This is a genomic window from Crossiella sp. CA-258035 (assembly GCF_030064675.1).
GTDB lineage: Bacteria > Actinomycetota > Actinomycetes > Mycobacteriales > Pseudonocardiaceae > Crossiella.
The window spans coordinates 7,756,134-7,769,228 of sequence record NZ_CP116413.1; the positions used below are offsets into that span (position 1 = coordinate 7,756,134).

The 13,095-nt window shown below is 70.6% G+C and carries 9 protein-coding genes; 7 read left to right on the forward strand and 2 right to left on the reverse strand.

Annotation, left to right across the window (positions count from 1 at the left end):
- Nucleotides 1-23: 23 nt before the first annotated feature.
- Together N8J89_RS34880 and N8J89_RS34885 are read left to right on the forward strand one after the other, a co-directional pair.
- Nucleotides 24-3,116, forward strand: a complete 3,093-nt coding sequence (locus N8J89_RS34880; protein ID WP_283661202.1) for an AfsR/SARP family transcriptional regulator — start codon at nt 24-26, stop codon at nt 3,114-3,116.
- A 141-nt stretch (nt 3,117-3,257) separates the two neighbouring features.
- Nucleotides 3,258-3,740 (forward strand): DUF11 domain-containing protein, encoded by a 483-nt coding sequence (locus N8J89_RS34885; RefSeq protein ID WP_283661203.1) that lies wholly within the window; start codon nt 3,258-3,260, stop codon nt 3,738-3,740.
- 445 nt (nt 3,741-4,185) lie between these two features.
- Here the strand turns inward: N8J89_RS34885 and N8J89_RS34890 are convergent, their stop codons facing one another.
- Complete coding sequence (locus tag N8J89_RS34890) at nt 4,186-7,479, reverse strand: GH92 family glycosyl hydrolase (protein WP_283661204.1); 3,294 nt, start codon at nt 7,477-7,479, stop codon at nt 4,186-4,188.
- Nucleotides 7,480-7,761: 282 nt separating this feature from the next.
- Between N8J89_RS34890 and N8J89_RS34895 the strand changes: the two genes are divergently transcribed.
- From N8J89_RS34895 to N8J89_RS34915, 5 genes are read left to right on the forward strand one after another with little or no spacing between them, the layout of a single operon-like run.
- Entirely contained in the window at nt 7,762-8,751 is a 990-nt protein-coding gene (locus N8J89_RS34895) for a LacI family DNA-binding transcriptional regulator (RefSeq protein ID WP_283666328.1), read from the forward strand.
- Nucleotides 8,748-9,776, forward strand: a complete 1,029-nt coding sequence (locus N8J89_RS34900) for a class I mannose-6-phosphate isomerase (protein WP_283661205.1) — start codon at nt 8,748-8,750, stop codon at nt 9,774-9,776. The genes N8J89_RS34895 and N8J89_RS34900 overlap by 4 nt, the downstream gene beginning before the upstream one ends.
- Nucleotides 9,773-10,534 carry an ATP-binding cassette domain-containing protein gene (locus tag N8J89_RS34905; RefSeq protein ID WP_283661206.1) on the forward strand — a complete coding sequence of 254 codons (762 nt, stop codon included), beginning with the start codon at nt 9,773-9,775 and terminating at the stop codon, nt 10,532-10,534. Before N8J89_RS34900 ends, N8J89_RS34905 begins: the two co-directional genes overlap by 4 nt.
- Nucleotides 10,531-11,553: an ABC transporter permease gene (locus N8J89_RS34910; RefSeq protein WP_283661207.1), complete on the forward strand. Its 1,023-nt coding sequence runs from the start codon at nt 10,531-10,533 to the stop codon at nt 11,551-11,553. The genes N8J89_RS34905 and N8J89_RS34910 overlap by 4 nt, the downstream gene beginning before the upstream one ends.
- A gap of 40 nt (nt 11,554-11,593) precedes the next feature.
- Nucleotides 11,594-12,580 carry an ABC transporter substrate-binding protein gene (locus N8J89_RS34915; RefSeq protein ID WP_283661208.1) on the forward strand — a complete coding sequence of 329 codons (987 nt, stop codon included), beginning with the start codon at nt 11,594-11,596 and terminating at the stop codon, nt 12,578-12,580.
- Nucleotides 12,581-12,761: 181 nt separating this feature from the next.
- On the opposite strand, the gene N8J89_RS34920 is transcribed toward N8J89_RS34915, so the two are convergent.
- Nucleotides 12,762-13,010, reverse strand: a complete 249-nt coding sequence (locus tag N8J89_RS34920; RefSeq protein ID WP_283661209.1) for a hypothetical protein — start codon at nt 13,008-13,010, stop codon at nt 12,762-12,764.
- Between the last annotated feature and the right edge of the window lie 85 nt (nt 13,011-13,095).

Genomic DNA, 13,095 nt, shown 5'->3' on the forward strand with positions numbered 1-13,095 from the left:
GGGCGGGATGCGACATTGACCCCGTGCGGTTCGGCGTGCTCGGGTCGGTGGAGGCATGGCGGGACGGGACGGCGCTGCCGCCCGGTCCGCCCCGCCGCCGCGCGCTGCTCGGCCTGCTGCTGGTCGACGCCGGTCGGGTGGTGCCGGTGGACCGGCTGGTCAAGGCGCTGTGGGACGCATCGCCGCCGGCCTCGGCGCGCAACGCGGTGCACGGGCTGATCGCCGCGCTGCGCAAGGTGCTGGCCGAGGAGTCCGGCGTCGAGCTGCTCACCCGGCCGCCCGGGTACCAGCTGGTGGTGGATCCGCAGCTGGTGGACCTGCACCGGTTCCGCGCGCTGGTCGCCGAGGCCGGGCGGGCGGGCCAGACCGACGAGCAGGCCGCCGCGCTGCTGCACCACGCGCTGGCGCTCTGGCGTGGCGCGCCACTGGCCGACCTGCGCTTCGACTGGGTGCGGCAGGAGCTCGCGCCGCGGCTGGAGCGGGAGCTGCTGGACACCCTGGAGCGCCGGATCGAGCTGGACCTGCGGCTGGGCGCGCACCACGAGCTGGTCGGCGAGCTGACCTCGCTGACCAAGGATCATCCGACCAGGCCCCGGTTCTGGCACCAGCTGATGCTCGCGCTGTACCGGGCCGGGCGGCAGGCGGAGGCGCTGGAGACCTACCGGCTCGCGCACGGGTTGTTCCGCGGCGGCCTGGACGCCGAGCTGCGCGCGCTGCACCAGTCCATCCTCAGCGGCGCGCCCTCCAGCCAGGACCGGGCCATCGACACGCCCCGCCCGGCCGGGGTCTGCCAACTGCCGCCGGGCGCCAACGGTTTTGTCGGTCGCGCCGAGCTGCTGGACCGGCTGGACGCGCTGCTGGTGCCGGGCCCGGCCGCGGTGGTGGCGGCCCTGGCCGGTCCGCCGGGGGTGGGCAAGACGACGGTGGCGGTGCAGTGGGCGCACGGCGCGCGCGGGCGGTTCCCGGACGGGCAGCTGTACGTGAACCTGCGCGGCTACGCGACCAGCCCGCCGATGCCGCCGACCGAGGCACTGGCCCGGCTGTTGCGCGCGCTGGGCGTGCGCCCGGACCACGTGCCCGCGGCGCTGGACGAGCAGATCGCGTTGTACCGCAAGGCGTTGTCCGGCAAGCGGGTGCTGGTGGTGCTGGACAACACCGCGGGCGCGGCGGAGGTCCGGCCGCTGCTGCCGGACACCCCCGGCAGTGCGGCGCTGGTCACCAGCAGGGACAGCCTGCGCGCGCTGGGCGCGCCGACGCTGACGGTGGACGTGCTGCCCTCGGCGGAGGCGGTGGCCCTGCTCGGCGACGTGCTCGGCGCGGACCTGGTGCACCGCGAACCGGGCGCCGCGCTGGAGCTGGCCGCACTGTGCGCCCGGCTGCCGCTGGCGCTGCGCATCGCCGGGGCCAACTTCGCCGGGCGTCCGCACCGCGACCTGACCCGCTACGTCACCGACCTGCGCGCGGGCAACCGGCTGGACGCGCTGTCGGTGGAGGGCGACAGCGAGGCCGCCGTGCACGCCGCGTTCGACCTCTCCTACCAGACCCTGGACCCGTTGGCGCAGCGGCTGTTCCGCCTGCTCGGCCTGCTGCCCGGCCCGGACTTCGGCCTGCACCTGGCCGCCGCCGTGGCCGAGCACCCGCTGCCGGAGACCGCCCTGCTGCTGGACCAGCTCAGCGCGGCGAACCTGGTGCAGCCCGGCACTCCCGGCCGGTTCCAGTGCCACGACCTGCTGCGCGAGTACGCCCTGGACCGCGCCGAGCACACCGAACAGCCGACGGAGCTGCACGCGGCCCGCTGCCGGGTCTACGAGTTCCTCATCCACGCCGCCACCGAAGAGCAGTCCATTGTGGACAGTGAACGGCCGACCATGGTGGCGGCCGCGACCAGTGCGGCCGAACGGGGCCTGCCGCAGTACGCCTGGCGGATCGCGGACGCGCTGCGCGGCTACTTCGGCGCCCGCGGCTGCGGCGGCGAGGCGGTGGCCACCGCCGAGGCCGGGCTGGCCGCGGCCACCGCGGCGCACGACCGCCAGGCGCAGGCAGGGATGCACGCGCTGCTCGGCCAGTTCCAGACCAGGCTGGGCGGCTTCCGCGCCGCCGCCGAGCACCAGCGGAAGGCCCTGGAGCTGTACCGGTCCCTGCGCGACCCGCGCGGTCAGGCCGCCGCGCTGGACGGTCTCGGCCTGGCCCACCACCGCCTCGGCCAGGCCAGGACCGCGGCCGAACAACTGGCCAGATCCCTTGTCCTGTACCGGGAAGCCGGCGACCAGGCGGGCGAGGCCAGCGCACTGAACAACCTGGGCGCGGTGCACCAGCAGCTGGGCCAGTTCGCCGAGGCGATCCGCCTGCACGAGCAGGCCGTGGCCCTGGGCAACACCGACGCCCGCCTGTACCTCGGCGTCGCACTGTCTTCCGTAGGACGCCCCGCGGAGTCACTGGCCCAGCAGAACCTCGCCCTGACCGGCTACCGCGAACGCCAGAACCGGGTCGGCGAGGCCGCCACCCTGAGCTGCGTCGCCGCGGTGCACCGCGACCGCGACGAGCTCACCGTGGCCGAACACCTGGCCGCCTCGGCGGTGGCGCTGGCCAGGGAGCTGGGCGACCGCCGGATCGAGGCCAACGGCCTGAGCATCCTGGCCTCGCTGCACCGCAAGCGCGGCAACACCTCGGTGGCCACCGGCTACTACCAGCTCGCCATCCGGATCGCCGAGGAGATGGGCTTCCGGGCCGGCCGGGTGCACGCGATGACCAACCTGGCCACCATCGCCCGCGAGGACGGCCGACCCACCGAAGCACTGGCCATGGCTGAGGAAGCCCTGACCGAGGCCCGGGCCGGACAGCTCCGCTTCATGGAGTCCCCCATCCTCACCGAACTCGCCCACACCAAGCTCACCCAGGGCGACCGGAACGCCGCGACGGCACTGGCCACCGCAAGTGTCGAGCTGGCCAGGGAAACCGGCCAGCGCCTGTTCCTCGGCCAAGCCCTCACCGTCCGCGGCCTGACCGCCCCAGACCCGCACACGGCCCGCACCACCTGGCAAGAGGCCATCGAGGTGCTGCGCTCCTGCCAGGCATCCGCCGAGGTCAACAGGGTCGCGACGCTGCTCGCGGACTAGGCCCTCCGCCACGCGCAGGCACCACACGGAGGCCGGATGGCCCCTTGTTCCCGGCCACACCTACTAGCAGAGTGAACACGTCCAAACGCAGAGCGTCACCGCGGTCCGGCGCGGTCACACACACCGAACCCAAGGGATCTCATGCGCTTCTCCTTGCCCGCCAAGGCAGTCGCCTGCACCTTCGCCCTAGCCGCGATCCTCACCCCAGCCGCCCAGGCCGCCCCCGCCGCAGGCCCGGACATCAAGATCGGCCTGTCCACCAACCCCATCCTGGGCGTCGCGATCCCAGCCATCGAGTACACGATCAAGGCCACCAACTTGGGCCCCGGCACCGCCTCCGGCGTAGTCGTCAAGGCCCAGCTCCCGGCGGGCTTGACGGCCAGCCAGGCCGACCCCGGCTGCACCATCGCAGGCCAAACGGTCACCTGCGGCGGCGGCAGCCTGGCAGCAGGAGCATCGGACGACGTCACCTTCAGAGTCCCCCTGAGCCTGCTCACCATCGGCGTGGCAAAAAAGGTCACGGTGACACTCACATCGTCGAGCCCCACAGACCCCAACCCCGCCAACAACACCGCCTCGAAGAGCTGCACCGTGGTAACCCCACTCCTGGTGCTGTGCAGCTAGAGAACCGTTGGCGCAACTAGAGAACTAGCGAAAAACTTCCCGAGACAAGACACCCAGCGACAACTTGTTGCGAAGAGAGGCGTGGCGCGCCAGCGACACGCCGGGCTCTTGACTCCGCGGTGGGGTTGATTTTTTCGCGTCGCCTTGTCGTGTGCCCGACGCATCCGAAGCTTGCTTCGCGTGCGGCGGGTACACGACGAGGCGACTCAAGAGCGAAAAAATCCTGCGTGCGGAGCACGCCAATGTAAAGGTGCGGGCTGGGCCGATCCCGCCGCCATAGTTGACCGGCCCAGCCCGCAGTCTGTGGCTGCTACGGGCGTCTATGCCCTCTGGGCCCGCGCCGCAGCAGGTACAGGAAAGAAACTAGTCAACAGATTCATGTCTTGTTAGGGCTCTTCGTAGGTTGACATCGGGGGACCGAGCACGCTCAGTCCCCCGACGCCCACTACCCCGCTGTCACGGTGAAAACGTGCAGCAAACCGCCCTGCGCCGAGTTCGGCAGGGTCACGCTGACCAGCTGTTTCCCTGCTGCCAGCGGGATCGGCGCTGTCGCGAACAGGTGCACGGTCAGCTGTTGCGGACCGTCGTTCTTGTTGCGGTAGGGCATGGTGGCCGCGATCCGGTTGCCGAACTCGATCGCGGAGGCGTTGACCGCCCAGTCGTTGAACGCGATGTCGGCCCGCTCGACGCTGCCGTCGGCGTAGTTCAGCGACAGCGTGCTGGTCGACTTCCCGTTGGTGGCACTGCCCAACAGGGCCAGCTTGGTGGCGCCAGCCGGTGCGTTGACCTTCACCGTCTGCCCCGCCATGGTCGCGTTGTCCGCCTCCCCCTTGGGAATGTCCGGCCACTGGTGCGCCAGACCGTCCACAGTGACCGTCCCACCAGGACGAACCCCCGCCCCGGCCAACGCGTTCCGCGAGTAGCTCCACCCGCCCCCGTCATAGTTGGCCGAAGCCGGATCATCATCCGGCGACACCCCAGCGTTGTTGTAGGCAGCCCGCAAACTGTTCGGCTCAGCCACCAACACCTGCAACGCCCCAGGCGACATGTTCGCGCCACCTGGCCCGGTAAAGGTGACCGGAATCCGTTGCGCCCCTTCAGGTGTCCCCGCCGCCACAGCCACCGTCACGGTAGCCCCGGCCTTCCCACCGGGCGGCACGGTCAGCTCCCCACTGGCCGGAGTCACACTCAACCCAGCCGGAGCCTGCGTGGCCCACCGAACCTTGGTCCCCTTGCCGGAGAAGTCCTGCGCCCCGATCACCGCCGCCGCCGACCCACCGGCCGGCAGCACCAACCGCCCTGGCTCCACCGAGCCCCGCGCCCCGGTCTCCCCCTCGCGGAAGGACGGCGGCGCGTTCTCCGGCTTGCTGCCCCAACTCGTGTTCGGCGTGTTCTGCAAGGCGAACTCCACCGTGCCGCCACGCTCCACAAAGGACTCCGGCAGCCAGGTGTTGTTGACCGGCCGCCCGTTGACCTTGACCCCGCTCACGTACTGGTTCTTCGCCGCCGCGCCAGGCGCCTTGATGGTCCAGGTGCTGCCACCCGGCCGCTGCACCGTGATCTCCGGGAACAGCGGGCTGTTCAGCACCAGCTCGGCCCGGCCGGGGATCACCGGGTACATGCCCATCGCCGCCCACACGTACCAGGAGGACATCTGCCCGAGGTCGTCGTTGCCCATCAACCCGTTGGGGCCAGGCCCGAACAGGTCGTTGACCGCGCGCCGGGTGACCTCCTGGGTCCTGTGCGGGGCGCCGGCGAAGTTGTACAGCCAGGGTGCGTGCATGATCGGCTCGTTGCCCAGGAACGCGTACGGCTCGTTGGGCCCGGCGTTGAGCTTGGTGAAGAAGTGGTCCAGCCGCTTCACCGCGTTCTCGTTGCCGCCCATCGCGGTGAACAGCCCCTGCGCGTTGTGCGGCACCATCCAGGTGTACTGGGCCGCGTTGCCCTCCACCCAGTTGTTGGAGTCACCGGGGTTGAACGGTTCGGCGTAGGAGCCGTCCCGGTTGCGGGCCTGGATGTAGCCGGTGGCCGGGTTGAACAGGTTCTGCCAGTACTGCGACCGCTTGCTGAAGGTGCTCCAGGTCGCCCCGTCGCCGAGCCGCCTGGCGAGGTCCGCGATGGCGAAGTCGGCGCTGGTGTACTCCAGGGTGGTGGCGGGCGGTCCCCAGGCGTTCGGCGCGCCCAGCGGCACGTAGCCGATCTTCAGGTAGTCCTCCAGCCCCGGCCGCTCCTCATAGCCCTGGGTCTTCTGGGTGGCTCCGCGCAGCATCAGCAGCAGCGCCTTGCGCGCGTCGAAGTCCTTGGCGCCAAAGGCGTACGAGCTGGCCACCATGATGTGGTACGGGTCGCCGACCATCACCCCGGTGTAGCTGTTGGCCACCGTCCACCGGTCCCAGGACCCGCCCTGCTCGGCGAAGGCGATCATCGACCGGGAGATGTCGGAGGCCTCCGCGGGCGCGATCACCGACAACAGCTGGATCTCCGAGCGGTAGATGTCCCAGCCGGAGAGGTTGGTGTAGATTGCGTGCCCTGGCTCGGCGGAGTGCAGGCGTCCGTCGAAGCCGGTGTAGCGGCCGTCGGCGTCGGAGAACACGTTGGGCTGCACCAGGGAGTGGTAGAGCGCGGTGTAGAAGGTGGTGCGCTGGGCGTCGGTGCCGCCGCTGACCCGGATGGTGTTCAGCCGCTCGTTCCAGGCCGCGCGGGTCTCCGCGGCGATGTTCTCGAAGGACTTGCCGGTGTTCTCCGCCAGCAGGTTGTTCCTGGCCCCCTCCATCGAGACGAAGGACAGGCCCACCCGCAGCTGCACGGTGTCGCCGTCGAAGGGGTCGAAGGTGACGAACCCGCCGCTGCCCGGCCCGGAGACCACGGTGTCCTGCGGCGACATCGCCTTCGGCGCGGACCGCTTGCCCTTGTTCGCGGTGGCCTTGGGCGCGTCCACCGCGGCCAGGTCGACCTTGGGCTGCGAGCCGCCGCGCTCGCGGGTCTGGCCGGTGTTGACCGAGCCGTTCTTCCAGGTGCCGACCGAGGCGAACGGCCGGTCGAACTGGACGTGGTAGTAGACCCGGTACTTGTTCTGCTGCTGCCCGCAGAACCGGCCGCTGCTGGCCCAGCCGCTCACCGAGTCCTTGCCGATGATCGTCTCGGCGTCGTCGGCCCCGGCGATGGAACCGGAGGAGTTGACCAGGATGGTCGAGGGGCGGCCCTCGGGGAAGGTGACCCGGCCCAGGCCGGTGCGCTGGGTGGCGGTCAGCTCGACCTTGGGGCCGGAGTCCAGGCCAACCGAGTAGACGCCGGGACTGGCCTTCTCGTTGGTGTGCGAGAAGGTCGAGACGTAGCGGCCGGGGTCAGTGGCCGGTGAGGTGGTGACCTCGCCGGCGAACGGCATGATCGGGATGTCCTGGTAGGTGGAGCAGCCCGCGCCGGAGAGGTGGGTCAGGCTGAAGCCCTTGATCCGGTTGTCGTCGTAGTAGTAGCCGCCGTGCTGGTGGGTGACCGTGTCCGGACTCCACTGCATCATGCCGAAGGGCGCCACCGCGCCGGGGAAGTTGTTGCCAGCGCCGCCCCCGGTGCCGTGGTCGGGGCCGCCGGGTTTGGTGCCGACGAACGGGTTCACCCACTGCGCGAGGTCCTCGGCTGCACGCTTGGCCGGTGCGGCGGCGGCCGGCAGGCCCGCCACCGTCACCGCCACGCCGAGCAGGGCCGCGCAGGCTGTGCGCAGGCGCACTCTTCGAGTGGTCATCTTTCTCGATCGCCTCCCGAGGGTCCGGCCACGTCGCCAGGCCCACCTGACAACCTTGTCGGATGGCTCGGACCTGATCGACACCCTGGTGATGGTGTGAGATCGACGTCAAGCGCCGATGGGTGGTGAATCCTCTTCCTCGCGGTGAACGGAACCGATTGAGATCCCGTTCGGCGTAACGACTCGCCCCGGAACCGTTGACAACCCCCAGCGGGACCGTGTCCAATCCGGCGTCAAATGACAACGTTGTCCGAAGGAGCCCGCCGAGTGCGCCGCGCCACCATGAGCGATGTGGCGCGGTTGGCCGGCGTGAGCATCAAGACGGTGTCCCGGGTCGTCAACGACGAGCCGGGAGTGCATCCGGCGACCGCTGAGCGCGTGCTCGCCGCGATCGATCAACTCGGTTTCCGGCGCAACCTGTCCGCGCGCAACCTGCGCCGCGGCTCCTCCACCGGCACCCTCGGGCTGATCCTGGAGGACGTGGCGAACCCGTTCTACTCCCAGCTCACCAGGGCGGTGGAGGAGGTCGCGCGGGCGCACGGCCGCCAGGTGCTGACCGGCTCCTCCGACGAGGACCCCAGCCGGGAGCGCGAGCTGGCGCTGGAGTTCTGCGCCCGCCGGGTGGACGGCCTGCTGGTGGTGCCGGCCGGCATGCAGCACGGCTACCTGGTGCCGGAGATGCGCGCCGGCATGCCGGTGGTGTTCCTGGACCGGCCCGCGGGCGATGTCGTGGCGGACACGGTGCTGGTGGACAACATCGGCGGCGCCGCCGAGGCCGTGCGGCACCTGGCCGAGCAGGGTCACCGCCGGATCGCCTTCCTCGGCGACGCGCCGGACATCTTCACCGCGGCCGAGCGGCTGCGCGGGTTCCGCGAGGGCTGCGCCAGGGCCGGGTTGCAGTACCCGGAGGACCTGGTGGTGATGGGCCCGCACGACGAGCACAGCGTGGCCAGCGCGCTGCGCAGGCTGCTGGACGGTCGCAACCCGGCCACCGCGATCGTCTCCGGCAACAACCGGATCACCGTGCTGCTGCTGCGCAACTTCGCCCAGCGCCCGCAGCGCCCGGCGCTGGTGGGCTTCGACGACTTCGAGCTGGCCGACCTGCTCTCCCCGCCGGTCTCGGTGGTGGCGCACGACGTCGCGCTGCTCGGCCGGGCCGCGGCGGAACTGCTGTTCGCCCGGCTCGACGGTGACAACTCACCTCCCCGCCGGGTGGTCCTCCCGGCGCGGTTAGTCGCACGTGGATCAGGAGAGGTCAGGCGCCAACTGTGAAGCCCGTCCTGCTGGATGCCAACCAGCCCGAACGGTTCTACCGCGGCGGTGCGGCCATCGCCGAGCTGCGCGGGGCCGGCAACGCCGAGGAGTGGGGGCCGGAGGACTGGGTCGGCTCCACCACCACGCTGTTCGGCCAGCACACCGCGGGGCTGTCCGCGCTGCCCGGCGGCGAGCTGCTGCGGACCGCGGTCGAGGCCGCGCCCGAGGCCTGGCTGGGCGCGGCGCACGTGGCCGAGTACGGCGCGAACCCGGCGCTGCTGGTGAAGCTGCTCGACGCCGGACAACGGCTGCCGGTGCACTGCCACCCCTCCGACGCCTTCGCCGCCAGCCACCTGGACTGCCGCTTCGGCAAGACCGAGGCGTGGGTGGTCGTGGGCACCAGCGGGGCGAACCCGGTGGTGTACGTGGGTTTCCGGGAGGACGTGCCCGCCGGGGTGGTGGCCGCCTGGGTGGCGGGTCAGGAGACCTCGACCATGCTGGGCGCGCTGAACGAGGTGCCGGTCAAGCCGGGTGACACCGTGTTCGTGCCGGCCGGGCTGCCGCACGCGATCGGCGCGGGCGTGTTCATCGTGGAGCTGCAACAGCCCACCGACTTCTCGGTGCTGATGGAGTGGACCGGTTTCGCCGAGGAGGGCGACGCCTCGGTGCACCTGGGCCTCGGCTTCGAGGCCGCCCTCGGCTGCGTGGACCGCTCCGGCTGGGGTCCCAGCCGCCTGGAGCCGCTGATCCGGCACACCTCTGATCAGCGCGGCCCGTCGGTGGACCTGCTCGGCGAGCAGTCGCTGACGTTCTTCCGCGCGGACCGGGTGCACACCGACTCGCCGGTGGAGCTCGACCCCGGTTTCGCCGTGCTGGTCGCGCTGGACGGCAGCGGGCGTCTGTCCACCAGCGACGGCGGCTCACTGGAGCTGGTCAGGGGCAACACCGTGCTGGTCCCGCACGCCGCCGGATCGTCCCGAGTGGACGGTGACCTGGTGCTGGTGCGCTGCCGTCCGCCGATCGCTGGAGGTACTCAGTCATGACCGCGCTGCTGGAAGCGCGCGACCTGGTCAAGCACTACGGCTCGGTGGAGGCGCTGCGCGGCGCGTCCTTCGAGCTGCGGCCGGGCGAGGTCGTCGCACTCATCGGCGACAACGGCGCAGGCAAGTCGACCCTGGTCAAGTGCCTCTCCGGGGCGGAACAGCCGGACTCGGGGCAGATCCTGCTGGACGGCAAGGAGGTCCAGCTGGACCGGCCGACCGCGGCCAGGGAGCTGGGCATCGAGACCGTCTACCAGGACCTGGCGGTCGCGCCGGACCTGGACCCGGCGGCCAACCTGTTCCTGGGCCGGGAGCTGCGGCGCAAGGGACTGCTCGGCGCGCTCGGCATGCTGGACAAGAAGGAGATGCGCCGCCAGGCGGCCACCCACTTCACCCAGCTCGGGGTTTCCCTGCAAAGCCTGGACGTGCCGATCGGCTCGCTGTCGGGCGGGCAGCGGCAGAGCGTCGCGGTGGCCCGCTCGGTGGCCTGGGCCAGCAAGCTGGTGTTCATGGACGAGCCCACCGCCGCGCTCGGCGTGGTGCAGCGGGAACGCGTGCTCGACGTGATCCGCCGGGTCAGGGACAACGGCATCGCGGTGGTGCTGATCAGCCACAACATGCCCGAGGTGCTCAAGGTCGCGGACCGGATCGAGGTGCTGCGGCTGGGTCGCCGGGTGGCCCGGTTCACCGCGGCGCAGACCACGCTGGAGGAACTGGTCGGCGCGATGACCGGCGCGCTGACCCAGGAGGACGCGGCATGAGCGACGGCCAGTTCATCAACACCGAGACCCGTCCGCTGATCAGGCGGCTGGCCAGTGCGAACACGCTGTGGATCGCGCTGGTGCTGCTCGCGCTGCTGGTGGTCTTCAGCGCGCTGCGGCCGGACAGCTTCCTCACCCTGTTCAACTTCCAGCAGCTGTTCATCGAGGCTTCGGTGCTGCTGGTGCTCGCGGTGGGCATGACCTACGTGATCATCACCGCCGGGATCGACCTGTCGGTGGGCTCGGTGCTGGTCTTCGCCGGGGTGGTCGGCGCGCAGGTGATGGAGGCGATGAGCCCCGGCGGCGACGCCACCAACGCGGGCGCCGAGGTCATCCTGGTCGGTTTCGGAGTCACCATCGTCGGCGGCGCGGCCTGGGGCCTGCTCAACGGGCTGCTGATCGCCAAGGCCAAGATCCCGCCGCTGATCGTCACCCTCGGCTCCTTCGGCGCGGCGCTGGGCGCGGCCCAGCTGCTCACCGACGGGGTGGACGTGCGCACCGTGCCCGCCCAGCTGCGCGACTGGCTGGGCTTCGGCGCGACCTGGATCGTGCCGAACATCGTGATCGTCGCGGTGCTGGTCACCGCGGTCGGCGCCTGGTTGCTGGCCACCACCCGGTTCGGCCGGTACACCCTGGCGATCGGCTCCAGCCCGGAGGCGGCCCGCCGCTCCGGGATCAAGGTGGACCGGCACCTGGTGCTGATCTACACCTACGTGGGCGCGCTGGCCGGGCTCGCGGGCTTCATGTCACTGGCCTACTACGGCACGACCACCATCAGCGGGCACACCACGGAGAACCTCAACGCGATCGCGGCGGTGGTGCTGGGCGGCACCAGCCTGTTCGGCGGGGTCGGTTCGGTGATCGGCACGGTGATCGGGGTGTTCATCCCGACCGTGCTGAAGAAGGGCTTCCTGATCATCGACGTCCCGCAGTTCTGGCAGCCGGTGGCGATCGGCGCGGTGCTCGTCGCGGCGGTCTGGTTCGACCAGGTCCGCCGCCGGGCGCGAAACAGCAGATGACGAGAGTCTCGGAGCACAACGAAGTGTGAAGGTGGACAAGATGAACGCACCACGGACCGCGCTGAAGATGGGTGCCGCGCTGGCTGCCGTGCTCGCGCTCGCGGCCTGCGGCGGAGGCAAGATCGGGGAGAACCCCGGCGGCCAGCAGCCGGCCAACAACAAGAAGCTCGCGCTGCTGCCCGGGGTGAAGGGCGAGCCGTTCTACATCTCGATGGAGTGCGGCGCCAAGGAGGAGGCGGGCAAGCTCGGCTACGAGCTGAGCGTGCAGGCGCCGGAGAAGTTCGAGGCCGCGCTGCAGGTGCCGATCGTGAACAGCGTGCTGGCCGCCAAGCCCTCCGGCGTGCTGATCGCGCCGACCGACGACACCGCGCTGGGCACCCCGATGAAGCAGCTGACCAGCGCCGGGATCAAGGTCGTCGAGGTGGACACCAAGCTGAAGGACCGCTCCATCGCGGCCTCGGCGATCTCCTCCAACAACAAGCAGGGCGGTCAGCTCGCCGCGCAGACCCTGGCCAAGCTGGTCGGCGAGAAGGGCTCGGTGCTGGTGATCAACACCAAGGCCGGCACCTCCACCACGGACGCCCGCGCGGCAGGTTTCGAGGAGGAGATCAAGAAGTACCCGAACATCAAGTACGTCGGCCAGAAGTACAGCGACAACGAGCCCTCGCAAGCCGCCAACATCGTCTCCGCCCAACTGGCCGCCACCCCGGACCTGGCCGGCGTCTTCGCCACCAACCTCAACTCCGGCGAAGGCGCCGCCGCAGGCCTGCGCAACGCCAACAAGCGCGGCGAGGTCAAACTGATCGGCTTCGACGCCAGCCCCAAGCAGGTAGACGGCCTCCGCAACGGCGACGTCCAGGCCCTGATCGCCCAGGACCCGGCGGGCATCGGCCGCCAGGGCGTCCAGCAGGTGGTCAACGCCCTGGAAGGCAAGCCCACCCAAAAGGAAATCGAGACAAACCTGATCGCCCTGACCAAGGACGACCTGGACGCAAAACAGCAGTACATCTACAAAACGGCCTGCTGAGCAAGCCCCCCACCAGCGACACGCCGGGCCCTTTGACCCAGCGACGGGTTTGATTTTTTCGCGTCAGGCGTTCGCGCCCCCGACACTCCGAAGCTTGCTTCGCGTGTGTCGGGGGCGCGAACGCCTGACTCAAGAGCGAAAAAATCCCGCGCGCGGAGCGCGCCAATGTCACAGCCCAGCCTCAGCCCCGCCTGGGCTCCGGTTCGTCCAACCGTTCCTTCAACCGCTCCGCGTCCAGCTTCGGAATCGGAAACGTCCCCGTCGTGGTCGGCGGGTAGTACGGCAGGGCGTCCACGTCCTCCCGCTCACGCAGTTCCTCCACCGACACCTGGCCGGGACCGGTGCGGTCGGCCGGCCAGAGGCGCAGCACCACTACGGCCAGTGCCAGGCCCACCGGCAAGGCCAGCAGCACCCACCACACAGCGCTCATCGTCGTCTTGCTCCCGCTCCGGTCTGCTCTGGACTTCGAACCTTCAACATACCTCGGTCCAGGCCGGTGCCGGTGCCGCTATCCA

What these genes read in the sequence shown, in the direction of transcription:
- N8J89_RS34890 (WP_283661204.1), bottom strand. Translation starts at nt 7,479, where the DNA reads ATGACCACTCGAAGAGTGCGCCTGCGCACAGCCTGCGCGGCCCTGCTC.
- N8J89_RS34915 (WP_283661208.1), top strand. Translation starts at nt 11,594, where the DNA reads ATGAACGCACCACGGACCGCGCTGAAGATGGGTGCCGCGCTGGCTGCC.
- N8J89_RS34910 (WP_283661207.1), top strand. Translation starts at nt 10,531, where the DNA reads ATGAGCGACGGCCAGTTCATCAACACCGAGACCCGTCCGCTGATCAGG.
- N8J89_RS34920 (WP_283661209.1), bottom strand. Translation starts at nt 13,010, where the DNA reads ATGAGCGCTGTGTGGTGGGTGCTGCTGGCCTTGCCGGTGGGCCTGGCA.
- N8J89_RS34885 (WP_283661203.1), top strand. Translation starts at nt 3,258, where the DNA reads ATGCGCTTCTCCTTGCCCGCCAAGGCAGTCGCCTGCACCTTCGCCCTA.
- N8J89_RS34905 (WP_283661206.1), top strand. Translation starts at nt 9,773, where the DNA reads ATGACCGCGCTGCTGGAAGCGCGCGACCTGGTCAAGCACTACGGCTCG.
- N8J89_RS34895 (WP_283666328.1), top strand. Translation starts at nt 7,762, where the DNA reads ATGAGCGATGTGGCGCGGTTGGCCGGCGTGAGCATCAAGACGGTGTCC.